Raw genomic sequence first — 18582 nt, forward strand, 5'->3', positions numbered from 1 at the left:
GCTAATGAAGGTGCATAGGGGCTGACAGCTAGAACCTGTTTAGCCCTTTTTGCACTAAACATTCTGCTTTGTTGCTTTTTCTTTCCAGCTATTATTTTTCCTGGATACCCGGTGGACATAAAGCAATAAAAAGATTGGAATCAATGCAATCCCGCCACATAGCACCCAAGATATCTGGATAGGTGTTTGATCTGAAGCTAGATTGGTAAAATTACGGCTTACGATGCCTGTCACGATTAAACCTATGCACGTGCCTAGTTGGGAAATAGCTGAATCCAGAGATAGCAGAGTTGAACGATACTCATTAGATATTCTTTTGTTCAGAAATATTTGTTTGGCAACCGGGTACATCCCCCGTCCAATTTCATAAATTAAAAAGGTAAGCAGTACAGGATAAAAGGTGTTGAAAGCACCCGCTAAGATGAGCCATATCCCAATCATTCCGCAAGCATACATGAGTATATGTACATCACTGTAACGAGCGCCCAGCTTTCGAACCAGATAGCTTCCTAAAGTCATACATAGTGAATAGCCAGCCTTAATCAGCCCCATAATCCAAATCCCTTGTTCAGAAAGACCAACCAGACGTGGCTGTTGAAAGGTATTCCCCGCCGAATTCGAAAAGCTGATAAATAAACCAATGATAAACACAATCCAGATCGACTTATTTTCAAAACCGATACGGACACTTTCTCCGATAATCGTTTTAATACGAGTAGCAGATGTTTTTCGATGGGTAATATTCTTCTCTTTCATATAAAAGCAGCATAGAAAAATACACAGGATAATAGATACAATGCTGGCCACCCAGGGAAGTGAATAGTTAAAAGTTGCGAGAAAGGCCCCCAACAGACCGCAAATAAATCCCGATATGTACTGTATACTATTAGAGGTTGTAAAAAGAACTTCCATCGGCTTATCACTGTTCTCCACAATCCAGGATTCCAACGAACCTGATTGCAAGCATATTGCCAGCCCCCAAAGACTTGCGCAAACATAAGCAGCCACATGTGGTCTGTCCAAACAAACAATACACTGTAGACTAGAAAACAACAAAGCCCCATATTTGTCTGCAATAGCTCCTGTTGGTATTTCAAACAGAAAAATACTTACAAAGAATACAACCAGCAAGAAATTCGCACTTTGCAGAGAAAGTCTTTTAGCTAATAGAAATAGAATAAGCGTACTTCCCGTGATTTCACTCATAAAAAATTGCAGAAAGCTGACGGAGTAAAATAGCTTATGTGGCTTCACTTTCAGGATTCCTTCGCTTGCTCTACAGCCTCATATTCACTTCGCAACATCCCCATCTGAATAATGTCATAGTACTGTCCTTCCCTGAATAGCTTTTCCCGTAGCCGCCCTTCCTCCTTGAAGCCACATGCCAGATAGCAACGATATGCACGTTCATTGAACGCATACACCTCCAGTTCCAGCCGATGCAGGTTCAGCGAATGAAACGCAAATTTTTGTATCAGCCGGATTGCTTCCCGCCCATAGCCCTTGCCCAGATCACCGTCACGCCCGATTACAATCCCAAGGGTGGCATGCCGATTCACCCAGTTGATTTTGAATAAATCGAGTTGTCCAATATAGTCCAATGTGTCTTTATGAGCAATGATAAAGCCCTTGATCTCAGAGTTGCCGTCAATCATCATCTGTACAAACGATTCACTATTAGCTAGTGAATGCGGATAGATAAATACGTCGCTTAAACCATGTGTGATTTCCGGGTCATTGACCCATCTTCGGATATCAGGTATATCCTCCTGACGGTACTCTCTTAAAACAATTCGTGCTCCAATGATATGTGGCATCGTCAGCTTCCTCCCTATATGTATTTGTTCTGGTAATACTCTAACACCTCGCCATCCCTTTACGCTCCCATTAATCTCACAAACTCCAGAAAACGTGTACCTTTATAATGAACCTCCCCGCGATCCCCGATTACAATCATTCCGAAGTCCCTATCCTTCACCTCCAGCTCCATACGTTCACCTCCTTCAAACTCAAAGGTGATATAGTAATCGGTCGAAGCTGAAAAATCGCCCGATCCCCCACGCACTCTCGTTCGCTTATCCACAACCTTGCATGAACGTTGAACCTGTTCGGCTGCTTGATTGGAAAGGCCCGCTCCGATTGTTTTCACAATCCCCGTAATAATTACAATAGCAATAAATCCAAACACGATAAAAAAGATCATATTAAACGATTGAAATTCCATAAAAAAACTACTTTCCATCCACTTCATCCTTTCTACAGTAAAATGTAAATTTTACATTCTATTGCCCATTGACAAATCGTACATCTCCAGCCTCAAAAACTCCAATACTTTTTTAACATACTTACGAAAAAAAAGTTCTTTCGCTCTTTTCCGCACCCTGCTTGGACTTACACCGGATCTGGGTCCTCTGAGCCTCTCTAGACCGATTGACAAAACTATATATAGATATAAAATAGAGAATGTACTCTAAATATAGTGTAAAAAACGTATTTATGCCCGATATCTTGAAGATAAAGGTATGAAAATACATGTAAATATAGAGTCAAAAATCTTAAATGGCGCAGCCAGCAAGGGATTACAGCTATGATGGTCTCTTGGCAATGCCGTTTTCTTTTTTTCGTTAATTGTTAAGGAGGTTGCACACCATGCTGATTGCTTATGATTCCAAGACCGGCAATGTAAAAAGATTTATAAACAAGCTCAAGCTTCCGGCGGTTCAGATTGAGGAACAAATGACTATAGAAGAACCTTACGTACTCATTACATATACAACCGGGTTTGGACAGATACCTGAGAGGGTATCTTCATTTTTGAAAAAAAATGCACAAAACCTTGTTGGTGTAGCTGCAAGCGGCAACCGTAACTGGGGTGATAAATTTGCCAAAAGTGCGGATTTGATTGCCGACCATTATAATGTCCCCGTGATTAGCAAATTTGAATTATCTGGAACGTTCGGAGATGTAGAGCGTTTTAAACAGGAGGTGAGCCGAGTTGCGGCATATTGAATTGAACAACATGTTGATGAAACGCGATACAGACGGCTTTTTCCAATTGGAAAAGGACCAAGAGGCTGTAGCAGAATTTATGAAGGAAGTTCAAGAACGGAGTTTGAAGTTTGCTGACACAGCTGCTCAAGTGCTGTATATGATTGAGAATGACTATTACGAAAATTTCTATAACAGCTATACGGCTGATGAAATTAACGATATTTTCCATATCACTCATAGCTATAATTTTAAATTTCCTTCCTATATGGCAGCATCCAAGTTTTATACCGATTATGCAATGAAGAGTAATGACCGTAAAGTCTACCTGGAACACTACCCTGACCGGGTGGCTGCTGTCGCCCTGCATTTGGGACGCGGCAACGCCGATACGGCCCGCCTGTTGTCCCGCTCGATGATGGAGCAACGTCTCCAGCCAGCTACACCAACTTTCCTGAACGCTGGCAAAAGCCGTCGTGGGGAATTGGTGTCCTGTTTCCTGCTCGAAATGGACGACTCTTTGAACTCAATCAACTATGTACTGAACACTTGCATGCAATTGTCCAAAATTGGCGGCGGTGTGGCGGTTAACCTGTCGAAGCTGCGGTCACGCGGTGAGGCGATTAAAGGTGTAGAAGGCGCAGCAAAAGGCATTATGCCTGTGCTGAAGCTGATGGAAGATGGTTTCTCCTACGCGGATCAAATGGGTCAACGTAAAGGCTCTGGCGCTGCCTATTACAACATATTCGGATGGGACGTGCTGGAGTTCCTGGATAGTAAAAAAATTAATGCCGATGAAAGAGTACGCCTTAAGACACTTTCGATCGGATTGCTGGTGCCCAACCGCTTTTACAAGCTGGCTCAAGATAATGAACCGCTGCATGTGTTTGCACCTTATAGTGTGTTCAAGGCTTATGGAACGTATTTGGACGACATGGATCTGGATGAAATGTACGATACACTGCTCGCTGACGATCGAGTGAAGAAAAAAGTAGCGATGAGTGCACGTGATATGCTGACGAAAATTGCCATGATTCAGTTGGAGTCTGGCTATCCATATATTATGAACAAAAGTAACGCAAATCAGGCGCATGCTCTTAAAAACGTGGGCCAAATCAAAATGTCAAACCTGTGCACGGAAATCTTCCAGTTGCAGGAAACTTCCGAGATTGCCGATTATGGGCAACAAGATATTATTCGCCGGGATGTAAGCTGTAACCTGGCTTCCCTGAACATTGTAAATGTGATGGAGCACGGCAAAATCCGCGAGTCCGTTCACGAGGGTATGATTGCTCTCACTTCGGTCAGCGATATGACCCAAGTGGCTAATGCACCAGGTGTTGCGAAAGCGAACCGTGAAATGCATTCCGTTGGTCTGGGTGTCATGAATCTGCACGGCTACCTTGCCAAGAACAAGATTGCATATGAAAGCAATGAAGCGAAGGATTTTGTCCGTACCTTCTTCATGACGATGAACTATCATTCCATCGAAAAGAGTATGGAAATCGCAAAAGCAGCCGGACAAAGCTTCTATGGATTTGAGGAGTCAGATTATGCGACAGGTGTATACTTTGACCGATATCTGAACACGGATTATCGTCCAACAACGGCACGTGTACAAGAGCTGTTCAAGGACATTTATATTCCAACTCAAGCGGATTGGGACAAACTAAAAGCAGATGTCAAGAAGAACGGTCTGTACCACGCTTATCGTATGGCGATTGCTCCTACTGCCAGCATTTCGTACATTCAAAATGCAACGTCCAGCGTTATGCCAATTGTTGAGCAAATCGAAACTCGTACCTATGCGAATTCGACAACTTACTATCCAATGCCGTATTTGCAAAAGGATAATGTATTCTTTTACAAATCCGCTTATCAAATGGATCAATTCAAAGTGCTTGATCTGATTGCTGAAATCCAGCCTCACGTGGACCAAGGAATTTCGACTGTGCTTCATGTGAACAGTGACGTGACTACGCGTCAGTTAGCACGTTGCTATCTGTACGCCGCACATAAAGGACTTAAATCGTTATACTACACACGTACCAAAAAACTGTCTGTGGAAGAGTGCCTCACTTGCTCTATCTAATGCATACATGGTAACAAGCTATAGAATAAAATGAGATTTTGAATAGATATGAATGCTTGGCATTAGAAGCTGTATCCAGCGCGTGGTTCAGACCTTTACAGGATTGAACAAGGCCCTTGCGGATACAGCTTCCGTATGTCAAGCATACGATGACTCTCCGGTAACCTCTCATGTGTGTTTCCAGGGAATCTCGCAAGCTGAAGGGAGAATGCTAACAATGACAGGTATACAAGCTGTAAACTGGAACCGCTCGGACGATGATTTCACATTGATGTTCTGGAACCAGAACATTATGCAATTTTGGACGGATGATGAAATTCCGCTGTCTGACGATAAAATGTCCTGGGTAACCCTTAGTGATATCGAAAAAGAAGCCTACATGAAGGTGCTGGGTGGCTTGACCCTGCTGGACACCATTCAAGGCGGCGTGGGTATGCCGCAAATTATGGAGCATGTGGACGGACTGCAACGCAAAGCGGTATTAAGCTTTATGGCGATGATGGAGCAAATTCATGCCAAGTCGTACAGTAGCATCTTTACAACCCTGGCTTCCACGGAAGAAATTGACGGTGTATTCCGCTGGGTGGAAGAAAATCCGCATCTCCAAACGAAAGCTGAAACCATTCGTCAGTATTATATGAACATTCACACACCGAAAGACCTGTATCTCGCGATGGCTGCGTCGGTGCTATTAGAAAGCTATTTGTTTTATAGCGGCTTCTTCTACCCTCTCTATCTGGCGGGTCAGGGAAAGCTGACATGCAGCGGGGAAATTATCGATCTGATCCTGCGGGACGAAAGTATACACGGTGTCTACGTAGGTGTACTGGCACAGGAGATTTATGCGGAACTGGACGAGGAAGAACAACGCGATCTCTACCAGACGCTGGTAGGCTTGCTGCGCTACTTGCACAATAACGAAGAACAGTATACCGAGCAAATTTATGCCCCTATTGGACTTGTAGACGATGTTAAAGTCTTCTTGCGCTACAACGCCAACAAGGCCATGATGAACCTGGGCTTTGATCCACTTTTTGAAGAAGAAGAAGTCAATCCCATTGTATTCAACGGCATCAGCACCCACACCAAGCAGCACGATTTCTTTTCTAAAAAAGGAAACGGCTATGTACGGGCGATGAATGTAGAGCCGCTAACAGATGATGATTTTAACTTTGGCGTATAAGTACACATACGTAAAATGAATTTAGCAAGGCGATACTATAAAGAGCCATCCACATGCGGATGGCTCAGACTGTAAACAAATAGGGTTTCAGAACTTATTCCTAAGTTCTGAAACCCTATTATTTTCTTAAAACTACCTGCTATGCAGGTGGTTACGGAAAGCTTCGAGCGGTAGTTTACATATTTGCATGCGTTCTCTTATATAAAACTGGTATGGCCACCGCTATAAGAATCATACCCATAAAAGCGGGTGTGGCATGACCAAATGATACATAGATTTGACCTCCAATGATAGGTCCAATCATTCTTGCTAAAGCCTGAATAGATTGACTACCTCCTTGAATCCTTCCTTGTTCACTAGAATTGACAGACTTGGAGAGCATCCCATTAAATGAAGGTCCAAAGATCGAATCGCCAAAACCAAATATAAACATTCCAGCGATAATAAGTGGATAGAATGAGAACAAAGCAGATAGCGCAATAAGACCATAGCCTATAATCTCCGAGACCATTCCCAGAATTGCTATCTGTTTATCACTAAGTTTTATCAAGAGCTTTGGCATGATGAAACCTTGTGAAATGATATCTTGGAATCCCATAATCGAAAACATAAGTCCGATTAATGCAGGCTTCCAACCGAAGGTATCCATTGTAAATTGTGAAAAAACTGCCTGTAAAGATCCGTTGGGTATCCAGAGTAAGAACGCTGAGACAAGTAGCCTTTTCAAGTTTTTCATGGAAAGTACGTTTGCAAGCTGTGTATATGGATTCAGTTTTACAAAGGTGATCTCTTTCAGTCTATGTTTCTTGTCAAGGCTCTCCGGCATAAAAAAGAATCCATAAACAACATTCAATAAAGTGATTATTGCTCCAAAATACATGGGTACAGAATAACCAAACTTGGCAAGTAATCCGCCTAGGGTTGGGCCAATGACCGTGCCGACACCTACAACCGCACTCACCCATCCAAAGTATTTAGTTCTCTGTTCTGGAGGAATGATGTCTGCAAAATATGCGAAGATCGTGCTTATGCTCCCACCTGTTATACCTTCCATGATGCGCCCAGCAAATAGTACCCATACAGCTCCTCCTATACCAAAAACTAAGTACCCGATTACGGAACCCAAAAGGCATATTAAGAGCAATGGACGACGACCATATTTGTCGCTCAAAGCTCCAAGTACGGGAGCCGCAAAAAACACGCAAAATGCATAAACAGAGGTCAGTAGCGTAACAACTATGGCTTGTTCTTCCGGACTGCTTGTATAAGGCTGCACTAAGAATGGGACGACAGGTGTTATGATACTGAAGCCTATTCCGCAAAGAAACACAGAGATAAGGCCGAATATTAAAGCGTGTTTATCTACGGTTTGTTCTGTGGTCTGTTCATTATGTGATCTAAATTTGAACACTCCAATTCTCCCCTCAAAAGTCGCGATTTTTCTTCCCAGGAAACAAAATTATCGTATCATACTTTTCCTTCCCAGGAAATAAAAAAAGCAGTCCGTTCTCAATAGAGCCCGGCTGCCTATGGTTTGATTTTCATTATTCAAATTTTATTTCGACTTAATATCGTTACCCTTTTTCTTTATTTCTGCATCCAAATGCCTGCTATACTTATCTATGAAGCTAAGCATACTGTCAAATTGCTCATCAGTTACCTGCTCAAATACGGCTTTATCCCGCTCTTGAAACTCTTTGTGCAGTTCCTCATGGATTTTATAGATTACTTTCCCTTGCTCAGTAAGCCTAAAATAGATTTCTTTTTTGTTATCCGGCTTCTGGTATCTTTCGATAAGGCCTTTTTTTATGAGCTTTTTAGTTATTTTACTTATGGCACCGCTAGTCATATAAAGGGACTCTGCAAGTGTTGTCACGTTGGAATGTACATTTTTTTCAATGTATTCCATGCAATGTACTTCAGAAGGCTTATGACCCTTAAGACTGTCCTCCATCTTATCCTTATTAAGCCAAACCATCTTGTTATACAAGTCCCTGAAACCCATTATGACCTGTTCTTCTTTGTTCATGGACTGTCCCCCCACCCGTTGGTGCATTAACAATTTAATATAATATATTTTTATTTCCATTTCAACAATAACAAAATGATTATTTTAGGAATTGAGCGATACATAAAAAAAGAGATCCAAACACTCCCCATACCTTTATGTATGTATATTGTATATTTATTTTTCAGACGAAGGACATGCACGCAAAAAAACGGCCAGATCGCTATAGTAGCGGATCGGGCCGTTTTCTATTTACTACGATCGAGCTTCTGTGAACATTTGAAAGGTGACACCAAACTTGTCTGTTACATTCCCATAAGCTGGACTAAAATGAGTTTCCTGCAAAGGCATTCCCACCTGTCCTCCTTGCTGTAAAGCATCAAACATTTTTTTAGCTTGCTCCACACTATCGGTTGTAATACAGATACTCACTTGATTCCCGCTGCTAAACGGTGAGCCGGGAAAGGTATCAGAAAACATGAGCTCTGTCTCACCCACTTTAAGGGTAGCATGTCCCACACGTTCCTTGACCTCTGCGGGAATGGGAAAATCGGGGTTTTCCGGCATTTCCCCAAAGGTTTGAATAAAAAGCAGTTGGGCATCCAATGCCTCTTCATAAAATTCGATTGCTTCTCGTGCATTTCCATCCAGCGTGATGTAAGGAATCAAACGTTTGGACATCTTCAACACAGCTCCTTTAATTCGAGGTGATTAACCCAGCCATTTCTCCTGTATTATATACAAAACTTGTCAAGAAAAACAAATCTGCATTCTTAGCTTTCATGCACCTGAATGCCAAGCTGTTTTAGCTCCTTTACCACTTCCGTAACGTTACGCTGTGGATGAAGCGCAGAGATCATCTGGGCAGTGATCGGAACGCCGTTGAAAATCTGGCTTACCACCCCTAGAGAAATCGGCAGCTCATAGTAACTCTCAGCCCAATCCTGATATTCCTCCGGTGTAACTATAATTTTCCCCAGCAAAAAGGATGAGCCATCGTCATATCCCTCAGGAAAGTTCGCGTTGCCCATACGCCACTCCTTATCTCCCGCTTCCCTCCACATACAAAAGGTAACGTCCTCTTTCTCTAGCGCTTCATCTTCCAAAAGCTCCATCATATCATCAGGCACACCGTCGTACATGCCCGGCCAGACCTCATATTCGTCTCTTGCATGAGGACTTACAGGGGATTCGTGGTCAAAACCCTTCAACAACACACCTCCACGTGTCCATAGCATATGAATCGTATCTCCAGCGCCGTTGTTCACCTCACCCAGGCACACATCACCAGACCATTCAGACTGCATACGATACGTGCGTAACCAATCTTCTGAAGACAATATAATATCCAGCGCTGATAGCAGCATCATTCTCTCTTTTAAACCATTCGGCGTTACCTGTGCATCAAGCATCATATTTTTCATCATACCTCCACCTTGTTCATGCGTACTAAAATTCCATTTGTCTCTGCTTTTGTCTTTCAAGCTTCGCTTGCTCAACGATCTGCCGAATGAAAGGTCCCTTGGCTTCGGTATACGCTGCGCGGTCATGTTTGAATTGATGCGCCAAATCTTTTTTTAAAGTCTCATACCCTCGCAGGCTCTCAGGATGCGCTTTCAAGTAATCTCTGAACAATAAATGGTTTTCCCAATGTTCTCCTTTATACTTGTAAATATGCAAATGATGGGTCCCAGCTCCCCATTCTCCACGGCGAAAGAAAGCTCGCTCTGGAAAATCAGGCTTATGTACATATTCATATTCAATACCTAGTAAACGCTCTCGCTGTTCGGATTGAATAATCGCCAAATCTTCTACTCCAACCATAATGTCGATAATAGCCTTGGCTCCCAGACCAGGAACGGATGTACTGCCAATATGCTCTACGCCGACACATACGTCTCCGAGGGCCTCTATCATTTTTGCTCGTTCTCGTGTATACTCTGCTACCCACTGCGGATTATATTCGGATATCACTACCTGCTTGGACATGAACGCACCTCCATTCGTTTTCTAAAAAAATGCCTTCCCAGTGCGCTCGGCACACCTCAGAAGGCATTCTCTTGTTCAAATTAAAATCATTTAGTTGCTTCATCCCTAGGATTTGGCTTCTCAATCACGATCAGACAGGTACTGTCTGGCAAAGGAACCAGCTGTCCCTGCTCATCCATGAATTCAACACGACTTGACAACGCTTCGGCATAACCCTCCTGCAAATAGTGGCGACTCACCCGGATAATCGCTTGTGAACCAAGTGTGTTACGAATACATTTTTCATACTGTGACGGAGTAAAATAACCAAACTGCTCCTGCACTTCATGCACATAGGCTTCCGCTCCCCATGTATAGGTATATAGGAATTCCATTGCATCATTTACCGGCAAGACAGCCTCATGCTCACCTATACGCTCTATTTCAATGGGGCGACCTGCAAAATCCTGCGCATACCGCATCAGCCATTCCATTCCGTCCGGCTCCAAAAATCGAATACGTCTGCGCTGCTCTACTGGTTCGGTCATAATACCGTCACGAATGATAATGCGTCCGCCGGGTGCAAGTACACGATAAGCGCTTTGCAAAGCAGCTTCCACTGTTTGTGAATTGAACCTTTTTCCATCTCGTTCGATGTAGGAATACAGCTCGTGAAGAATCGAAGAGAAAATAACCGTGTCCATGCTCTCCGTTTCCACAAATTCTTCCAGTCGAAGCGCATCACCTTTGATGACATCCCAACGACGGTGCTCCAATTGCTTTTTGCGTTTAAGAGCCTCAATCACATTCACAGAAATATCAAGACCCAACGGCTTGGAGTCTGGTCTTTCCTGCTCGATCAGGTCCAGCAGTACGCCCCCGCCGGGTCCGATATCCAGTATACGGGTTCCAGTCACGTAATCCAGAATGACCCTTTTGAAATCTGCGGTCTGGTTCATATCTGTAAGGTACGTCTCCTCATTGTGAAAGCGATCATAAGCATCGCGCCGTAATCCGAACAGATCAAACAGCAGCAGGACTGCTTTGTCATACAGAGGCGTCTTTTCTGCCTCAATACAAAAGTCGATCAATTTTTCAGCAGCTGATGAAAATACAAAATTAAAAAACACGGTACTTGGCAGCTCCTCCTTGTGCTCCACGATTACACTCAAATGAGGATTATGCTTCCGTTTTCCTTTTGTGATATCCTGCCAAGACAGTGCGCTTAAATATTTTTCTATCATTCGTTTTTTGTATACGTTAATTTTCTTAACACCACGATAGTCATAATACATCGTATTCATAAGTGATTCAAAACTGATATGCCGTACCGTTGCAGGCTGTTCCTGCCCTGTGCCATCCCTCAATGTGAGTAAAAATACCTTAACCAGTTCTTGAAGTGAAAAATCCTGCAAAGCTGATTCTACATACCAAAGTGTACGATTCTCCAGCGGAGCCAGCGCCTTCTCTACATTCAGCTCCCGCTCCAGCTCGGCGTAAGCCTGCTCAAACGGCTCACCTTCATGAATCGAAACCGACCGCAATCTCTCCAGTCGCTCCTTTACACTCCAGACTACAGGTGCGTTATCCCAGGCAATCCAGCCGATTAGCTGCTCCACTTCACCGCGTACTTGTTCCCATAATGCAGGATCTACACCGGCGATAATGCATTCGTTCAGTGCTCGTAACACAAGCTCCAATTCCTCCGAGCTCAGCCAGCCCTTACGAGTGATTTCGAGCAGCAGTCGATTTTCTGCAAAGGGTATTTCTCCCCGTATATACTGTCCGATCAATCCATGCGTCTCAATCAAAATTCGGGTCATGCTGTTGCGCGGGTAGGCAGGGGACTCTGCTTGAGCCTGTCTGACATACAGTTGGGAGGAGCCAATATTATGTACAAATAAATTAATGCCCTCATGCTGCCAACGTAGCCGTTCGCGGACTGTGCCTCCTTTGGCTGTCTCAGACCATACCAATACATCCTCCAGTAGCTCTTTAACCCAGAATGACAATGGAAGTCCGTCCAAAATAAGCAACGTGCGCTCCACATAATCCAGTACAGGATTGGCATCCTTTAACTCACCTATGGATCGAATGCGCTCCAAATTTACAATACGCTCCTCAGCCGAAACAAGCAGCTTTAGCCAAGTCGGTGTATCCCAAGCCAGATCACTTTCTTTCCTGTAATTAGCAATGGCTTTTAACGATTGTAACATTTTTCTCACCTCGTGTGATTCGGATTCGGTATGCACAGGAGACTTTGGAAAATATCTTGTATACCCTACACTTTACCATACATTTGTAGCTTCCATCTCGTGGAAAATATTAAACATTTGTATCAATTAATCGCTTGACATGTTCTAGGCTTCACATAACCTGATTTAAAGTTCCCATAGTTTCCGAGACGTCTCTCCCTCCCAAAAGCAAAAAGATACCTTCCAGCCTAAGGCCGAAGATATCTCATTGCTATTGTTAGACGCAGCAAAATCATTTTCCTGCGATGTTTTATAAAGTTATAGCGTCGCTATGTGACACGTCAATCGTCTAGCATATATTCTGCTTAGTTATTAACGGAAACGCCATCTGGCACTGGAATACCAAAATTAGGTGTTCCATCTTCATTCCAGTTCAACGGCTGAACACGTGTATGACGATTCGGATCATACAGCGGGTCACCTGTAATTTCCTTGTAATTGCGGGCGTGATATACGATAACGTCACTACCATCCTCAGCAACAGTAAAACTGTTGTGACCAGGTCCGAATTGACCTGTCTCCTCATTCGTACAGAATACCGGCGCAGGAGACTTTGCCCACGATTTCGGGTCAAGTAAGTTTGCATTCTCATCTGCCGTTAGTAGGCCCATGCAATAATTGTGGTCCGTAGCACTAGCTGAATAGCTGATAAAAATCCGGCCGTTCCGTTTCAGAACCGCTGCTCCTTCATTCACCTTAAAACCGATGATTTCCCAGTCATATTCTGGTGTAGAGATCATAACCTGCTCACCGCGCAGCGTCCACGGATTGCTCATTTCTGAAATATACAGATTGGAGTTGCCTACGATGTCCGGGTCTTTCTGAGCCCATACATAATATAAAACGCCATTATGCTGGAAGGTTGTCGCATCGAGAGCAAACGTCTCCCAGCGAGTTTTGATCTGTCCCTTTTCCACCCACTCGCCTTCCAGAGGATTAGCTGAATCATTTTCCAGCACGAACATCCGATGGTCGAACAGACCTTCCTTCGTTTCTGTGGTACGAGCTGCTGCAAAATAAATGTACCATTTGTCGTTAATATAATGAATTTCCGGTGCCCAAATGTTCGCGCTTAACGGACCTGTTTCATATTTATGCCACACTGCCACTGGCTCTGCTGTATTCAAGCCTTGAATAGTACGTGCCCGCCGAACCTCAATGCGGTCATACTCTGGCACAGATCCGGTAAAATAATAGTACCCATCACTATGCTTGTAAATCCAAGGGTCTGCACGTTGCTCAATGACCGGATTATTAAAGGATACAGTTTGATTCATGGTTTTTCTCTCCTCTATGTGTAATATGTAGTTCATAGGATTAATCGCTGATACGTTTTCCCCAGATGGAAATTCCTTTTTCATTCATACCCGTAAAAATTAGAGTATGGCGACCAAGCTCCCAGTCCCATGAAGGAAGCAATAGCAATTCCTCCTTTGACTCTTCGGACGAATTTCTCCAATTCATTGTTAGAGTACGTCTGCCATCAAAACTCCAGTGACCTTCCAGAGAACCACTGGTTGCCCGCCCTCCATCTTCCAGACGAAGCGGTTCAGCTTCAAGCTGACCGTCTACTTCTTGCCTGATCACGATGCGCTCCCAGTTGCCGGATAATAATCTTTTGGGTATATCCTGCTCCTTTTCGCCCGCATACCGCTCCGGCGATACGATAGGCCAGCCATCAGCCGTCCACAATATTTTGCGCACATGCAAGTAAGGCCAGCTCTTATCCGTTTCTCCCCGCGCATGATGAACAATATAGTAATCGTCTCCGTCCTTCAGCACGGAATTATGACCTGGCGCAACCCAGCCTTCTCCTTCACTGAAACGATAACCGCCCAGTACCTTGGTCCCAATCTCATATTGAGGCAAATAACTGGTATCTGCCATATCATGTCCATTCATATCTACGTACGGGCCTGTGATGGAATCCGAGCGGGCTACGCGAACATTGTAGTCCTCGAACAAAGAATCATACGAGACGAACAAGTAGTATTTACGGAACACAGGATTGTACACAATGTACGGACCTTCCACAGCCCCGTCCTCGGTTGCCCGATCTCTGGCAGCGATATTTTTACCATAACCAGATTCTTTGAGCTTTCCAGTCTGCGGATCAAGCGGTGTAATATAAATCCCGCCGAAAAAAGATCCGTACACCATCCATGGATTTCCATCAGCATCCAATACCGGATTAGCATCAATTGCATTCAGCTTGTCATGCTCATCCGTTTTAACAACCAGTCCCTCATCCTTCCAAGGACCTTCTGGGGAATGGGATGTCTGTAACCCAATGGCTGATCGTGTGCTGCCAAATGTAGAGGCAGAATAATACATTCGATAGGTATCACCCATCTTTATGACGTCCGGGGCCCACAGATTCGTTGCTGATGACCATGCCCCCGCTTCCTTTGGAATGCCAGGTAAAGCATATTGAACCCAGTTCCAGTGAATCAGGTCGGTCGATTTGCGCACCATGACACCCGGCCTCAGTTCTCCACCTGTCTTTACATCCGTCGAAAAGACATAATATCCCTGATCTGTTTTGATAATTGCTGGGTCATGAGCATTGTTAATAGTCCAGCGCTGTTCATCGTCTACCGTGCTTTGATCATACAAGTGATCAGGAGGCGGAGCCTGCGGATATACAGGGTCCGGAGTGTTATCCCCACAGCCGGATAGGCCCAGCATTAGCAGCATAACCATAACTGTTATTCTCCTCCTTCCTTTGCTCAATACATATGGTGACTGCGTTCCATCATTCATCCAAATCGTCCAAGTGCGAGTGTCAATTAACCCTTGACACCTGAAATGGCAACCGACTCAATAATTTGTTTCTGGAAGATTAGGAATATAATCAACACAGGTAACAAGGCTATAATGGAAGCTGCCATAATAAGCGGATAGTCTGTCTGAATGGCGTAAGTCGCATTAAAATTCGCGATAACCAGCTGCAATGTCTGCGTTTCTGGTGAGTTCAAGTAAATAATCGGTGCCAAGTAATCGTTCCAAATTCCCATAAACCATAAGATCAGCTGTGCCGCAACTGCCGGCTTAATGAGTGGGAACGTAATCGACGAATAAAGTCGGAAATAAGAGCTTCCGTCAATTTTAGCAGCTTCGATAATAGCATCTGGTACACTGAGCAAATACTGCCGCAGGAAAAAGATCATAACTACATTACCGAACAAGCCGGGAACGATCAGAGGCAACAGCGTATCTATCCAGCCAAGTTTGGAGAACATCATAAACTGTGGAATCATAACTGTTGGGTAAGGAATCATCATGGATGCGATGAGTGCCAAAAACAGTTTATTTTTATGAGGGAATCTCAGCTTTGCGAATGCAAAAGCGGCCACACTAGATGTGAAGGTACCCACAACCGTGACACTTACAGCCACAATCACGCTGTTCTTGATCCCGCTTAACAGAGGACCTGCTTCCCAAATTTCCTTGTACTTACCGAACTGAAACACCTCTGGTATCCATACTGGTGGAAGTGCAAAGACATCCTGCTTTTCTTTTACCGAAGTGGACAACATCCAAAGCAACGGCGCGATCATCGCAATCGCTCCAATCGCCAGTACAATAAAGATAATGATATTGGTAACTTTCGTTTTTTGACTATGGGACATAATCAGCCTCACTCCTTTCCGCGAAAATCAATCCCCATCAAAGGACGATTTTTCATTCATTTTAAATTGAATCAAAGTTACGATAAAAATGAAGATGCCGAGAATCATAGCCATCGCGGAGGCATATCCCATTTGCAGGTTTTTAAATGCCTTATCCCAAATATAGAAGACAATTGAGGCGGATGAATATTCCGGACCCCCTGTAGGTGTCATAATGTTCATTTCAGTAAAGATTTGCGAACCACCAATAATGTTGGTAACGACCAGGAAGAAGGTTACTGGTTTCACCATTGGCCATGTAATATTGCGGAACATTTGGAAGCCGCTAGCTCCGTCCAGCTCTGCTGCTTCATAATAAGAGCGAGATACACTTTGCAGTGCAGCCAGATACAGCAACATTGTATATCCGAGACCTTTCCATACAGTCATGAGAATCAAGGCCGGTTTGACTGTATCCTTATCCATCAGCCAGTTAGGTCCTTTAATACCGAACAGTTCAAGGAATTGGTTCACCAAACCATAATCTCCGTTGTAAGCCCAGTTCCACATAATAGAAACAGCAGCCAATGAAGAAATGACCGGAATATAATAAATCACACGAAATGTCGTCGTACCTGGAATCTTGCGATTCAACCCCAGTGCCAGCAGTAAAGCTAGTACAAGACCGATTGGAATACCCAACATTAAGAAAAGAGTATTGTACATCGATTTGTAAAAGAGTTCATCGCTAAATAAATCCTTAAAATTGTCGAACCCAATAAAGTTCATTTGTCCTAATCCGTCCCAGTCTGTAAAAGAGCCGTATAACGAATAGACAAACGGGAACAACGTAAAGATTAGCAGACCGAGAATAGGCGGAAGAATAAATAAGTATCCATATATCTTCTCTTTGCGGTAGAGATTAGATTTGGTTATCACAGGGCTCACCTCTGTTTCTGATTTGGAATGAAGATGATGTTAGCAGCATGATATTCAGCCACTAACATCATCCTTTTTTCCTCTATTTACGCATTATTTCTGTGATTTTTTCTCTTGCTCCACCGCTTTATCCAGCAGTTTCTGCATCTTCGGTTGTTCTTGTTTCACATAATCTGCTGCCGTAATTTTGCCATCCAGCACAGGTTGAATATCTGTGAAGAAAATATCGTACCATTCTGCGTTATACGTATAGTTACCTGGTAATGAGCGTCCATAGTCATTTACGATATCAATAAATTCCTGTTTGTTGTTAGGCTTTGTTTTTGTGTCTTTGGCCCATTCATCAGCCATATCCAGCAGATTCGGAATTTGTACCTTGGCATCTACGAGCTGCTTCATGCCTTCTTTGGAAGTAGTCAGATAGTTAACCAGTTCTACAGCTTCATCCGGGTATTTTGTTTTAGAGGAAACACCGATACCCAGAGAACCAATCCATGTTGCCGGTTTGCCAGTCGATCCAGTCGGGAAAGGCAACAAATCATATTCGAATGGCAGTTTTTCAAATGTACTCATATCCCAAGGACCTACTGGGAAGAAAGCCATTTCGCCCTTCATCCAGCGTTGATATGTGTCCAATGTTTGTGATTGTTCAATACCAGGTGTAATTTTATATTTGTTTTGCATATCAGCAAAGAACTGAAGCGCTTCCGCAAATTTCGGATCATCAATTGTTACTTTGGTTTTGCTCTCATCCAGCCAATCAGCACCATTACTCCATACAAAGGCTTGCAATGCCCACTGAACGTTAAAGCCTGTTCCGTATTGATCTGGCTTGCCGTCACCGTTGGTATCTTTGGTCAGCTCTTGGTTAACCTTAATGAACTCATCCCATGTATATGGTTTGTCTTTGTCAGGCAATGGAACGCCTGCTTTTTCAAACATGGTTTTGTTATAACCCAAAGCGAATGGACCCAAGTCCTTCGGCATACCGTAAATATTTCCCTGACCGGCCATTTTACCGTCATAGCGATACAAATCCACACCGTATTTCCAGATGTTATCCAGATTTATATCCTTGCTCTTATCAATATAAGGTGTCAGATCCTTCAACACCCCACTGTTAACATAAGCTTTCAAATCCCCAGGGGCAAAATAAAAGATATCTGGAAGATTATTACCTGTAATTGCAGCTCTAAGCTTTGTAGCATATTGATCTGCTGCCGTCACAACCATTTTAACCTTCACACCAGGATGTTCTTCTTCAAATTTTTTGATAACATCCTTATAAGCCTTCTGCTCATCCGTTCCTCCACGGAACATGAAAGTCAATTCCTTGCTTCCATCGCTACTGGAACTTCCTCCACTACAGCCTGCCAGTGCAGCAACCATTAACAACAGAACAACCATTGTTAGCGCAAAACCTTTTTTCTTTGTCAACGCGACCCCTCCTAAAATTAAAATGAAACCGCATACATTAAGTGTTAAATTAACTTCATACCACTCGGCCTAATCTTTAACTGTGCGGTACACAACCCGTT

The 18582-nt window shown here is 43.5% G+C and carries 17 protein-coding genes; 3 read left to right on the forward strand and 14 right to left on the reverse strand.

Annotated features, from left to right (window positions below):
• Positions 1-54: 54 nt before the first annotated feature.
• From BN1546_RS02200 to BN1546_RS02210, 3 genes are read right to left on the reverse strand one after another with little or no spacing between them, the layout of a single operon-like run.
• The gene (locus BN1546_RS02200; RefSeq protein ID WP_255305255.1) at positions 55-1254 is read right to left on the reverse strand and encodes an MFS transporter; all 1200 of its coding nucleotides are present in this window, start codon (positions 1252-1254) and stop codon (positions 55-57) included.
• Positions 1255-1256: 2 nt separating this feature from the next.
• Positions 1257-1817 (reverse strand): GNAT family N-acetyltransferase, encoded by a 561-nt coding sequence (locus BN1546_RS02205; protein WP_058829430.1) that lies wholly within the window; start codon positions 1815-1817, stop codon positions 1257-1259.
• A 59-nt stretch (positions 1818-1876) separates the two neighbouring features.
• Positions 1877-2242, reverse strand: a complete 366-nt coding sequence (locus BN1546_RS02210) for a DUF2500 domain-containing protein (RefSeq protein WP_090735641.1) — start codon at positions 2240-2242, stop codon at positions 1877-1879.
• 407 nt (positions 2243-2649) lie between these two features.
• On the opposite strand from BN1546_RS02210, the gene nrdI reads away from it, so the two are divergent.
• The 3 genes from nrdI (at position 2650) to nrdF (ending at position 6263) form a co-directional block, all read left to right on the forward strand.
• The gene (nrdI, locus tag BN1546_RS02215; RefSeq protein WP_013370560.1) at positions 2650-3009 is read left to right on the forward strand and encodes a class Ib ribonucleoside-diphosphate reductase assembly flavoprotein NrdI; all 360 of its coding nucleotides are present in this window, start codon (positions 2650-2652) and stop codon (positions 3007-3009) included.
• On the forward strand, positions 2996-5080 hold the full coding sequence (gene nrdE / locus BN1546_RS02220; protein WP_090735643.1) for a class 1b ribonucleoside-diphosphate reductase subunit alpha: 2085 nt from the start codon (positions 2996-2998) through the stop codon (positions 5078-5080). The genes nrdI and nrdE overlap by 14 nt, the downstream gene beginning before the upstream one ends.
• Before the next feature lie 217 nt (positions 5081-5297).
• Positions 5298-6263 carry a class 1b ribonucleoside-diphosphate reductase subunit beta gene (nrdF, locus tag BN1546_RS02225; RefSeq protein ID WP_013370558.1) on the forward strand — a complete coding sequence of 322 codons (966 nt, stop codon included), beginning with the start codon at positions 5298-5300 and terminating at the stop codon, positions 6261-6263.
• A gap of 175 nt (positions 6264-6438) precedes the next feature.
• Here nrdF and BN1546_RS02230 read toward each other — a convergent pair whose 3' ends face one another.
• The 11 genes from BN1546_RS02230 to BN1546_RS02280 form a co-directional block, all read right to left on the reverse strand.
• On the reverse strand, positions 6439-7674 hold the full coding sequence (locus BN1546_RS02230) for an MFS transporter (RefSeq protein ID WP_090735645.1): 1236 nt from the start codon (positions 7672-7674) through the stop codon (positions 6439-6441).
• A 144-nt stretch (positions 7675-7818) separates the two neighbouring features.
• Positions 7819-8292, reverse strand: coding sequence for a MarR family transcriptional regulator (locus BN1546_RS02235; RefSeq protein WP_090735647.1), 474 nt, complete (start codon positions 8290-8292; stop codon positions 7819-7821).
• A 234-nt stretch (positions 8293-8526) separates the two neighbouring features.
• Positions 8527-8952, reverse strand: coding sequence for a VOC family protein (locus BN1546_RS02240; protein ID WP_013370555.1), 426 nt, complete (start codon positions 8950-8952; stop codon positions 8527-8529).
• A 92-nt stretch (positions 8953-9044) separates the two neighbouring features.
• On the reverse strand, positions 9045-9698 hold the full coding sequence (locus BN1546_RS02245) for a hypothetical protein (RefSeq protein WP_014599644.1): 654 nt from the start codon (positions 9696-9698) through the stop codon (positions 9045-9047).
• Between the two features lie 22 nt (positions 9699-9720).
• Positions 9721-10260: a GrpB family protein gene (locus tag BN1546_RS02250; protein WP_013370553.1), complete on the reverse strand. Its 540-nt coding sequence runs from the start codon at positions 10258-10260 to the stop codon at positions 9721-9723.
• An 86-nt stretch (positions 10261-10346) separates the two neighbouring features.
• On the reverse strand, positions 10347-12455 hold the full coding sequence (locus tag BN1546_RS02255) for a class I SAM-dependent methyltransferase (protein WP_090735649.1): 2109 nt from the start codon (positions 12453-12455) through the stop codon (positions 10347-10349).
• 344 nt (positions 12456-12799) lie between these two features.
• Positions 12800-13771, reverse strand: a complete 972-nt coding sequence (locus BN1546_RS02260) for a glycoside hydrolase family 43 protein (protein WP_058829425.1) — start codon at positions 13769-13771, stop codon at positions 12800-12802.
• Between the two features lie 40 nt (positions 13772-13811).
• The gene (locus tag BN1546_RS02265) at positions 13812-15197 is read right to left on the reverse strand and encodes an arabinan endo-1,5-alpha-L-arabinosidase (RefSeq protein ID WP_090735653.1); all 1386 of its coding nucleotides are present in this window, start codon (positions 15195-15197) and stop codon (positions 13812-13814) included.
• A gap of 86 nt (positions 15198-15283) precedes the next feature.
• Positions 15284-16126, reverse strand: a complete 843-nt coding sequence (locus BN1546_RS02270; RefSeq protein WP_013370549.1) for a carbohydrate ABC transporter permease — start codon at positions 16124-16126, stop codon at positions 15284-15286.
• A 27-nt stretch (positions 16127-16153) separates the two neighbouring features.
• Entirely contained in the window at positions 16154-17044 is an 891-nt protein-coding gene (locus BN1546_RS02275) for a carbohydrate ABC transporter permease (RefSeq protein WP_013370548.1), read from the reverse strand.
• 93 nt (positions 17045-17137) lie between these two features.
• Positions 17138-18481, reverse strand: coding sequence for an ABC transporter substrate-binding protein (locus BN1546_RS02280; RefSeq protein ID WP_013370547.1), 1344 nt, complete (start codon positions 18479-18481; stop codon positions 17138-17140).
• Positions 18482-18582 lie beyond the last annotated feature (101 nt).

The sequence above is a fragment of the Paenibacillus sp. Mc5Re-14 genome (assembly GCF_001049835.1).
GTDB classification, from domain to species: Bacteria; Bacillota; Bacilli; order Paenibacillales; family Paenibacillaceae; genus Paenibacillus; species Paenibacillus polymyxa_C.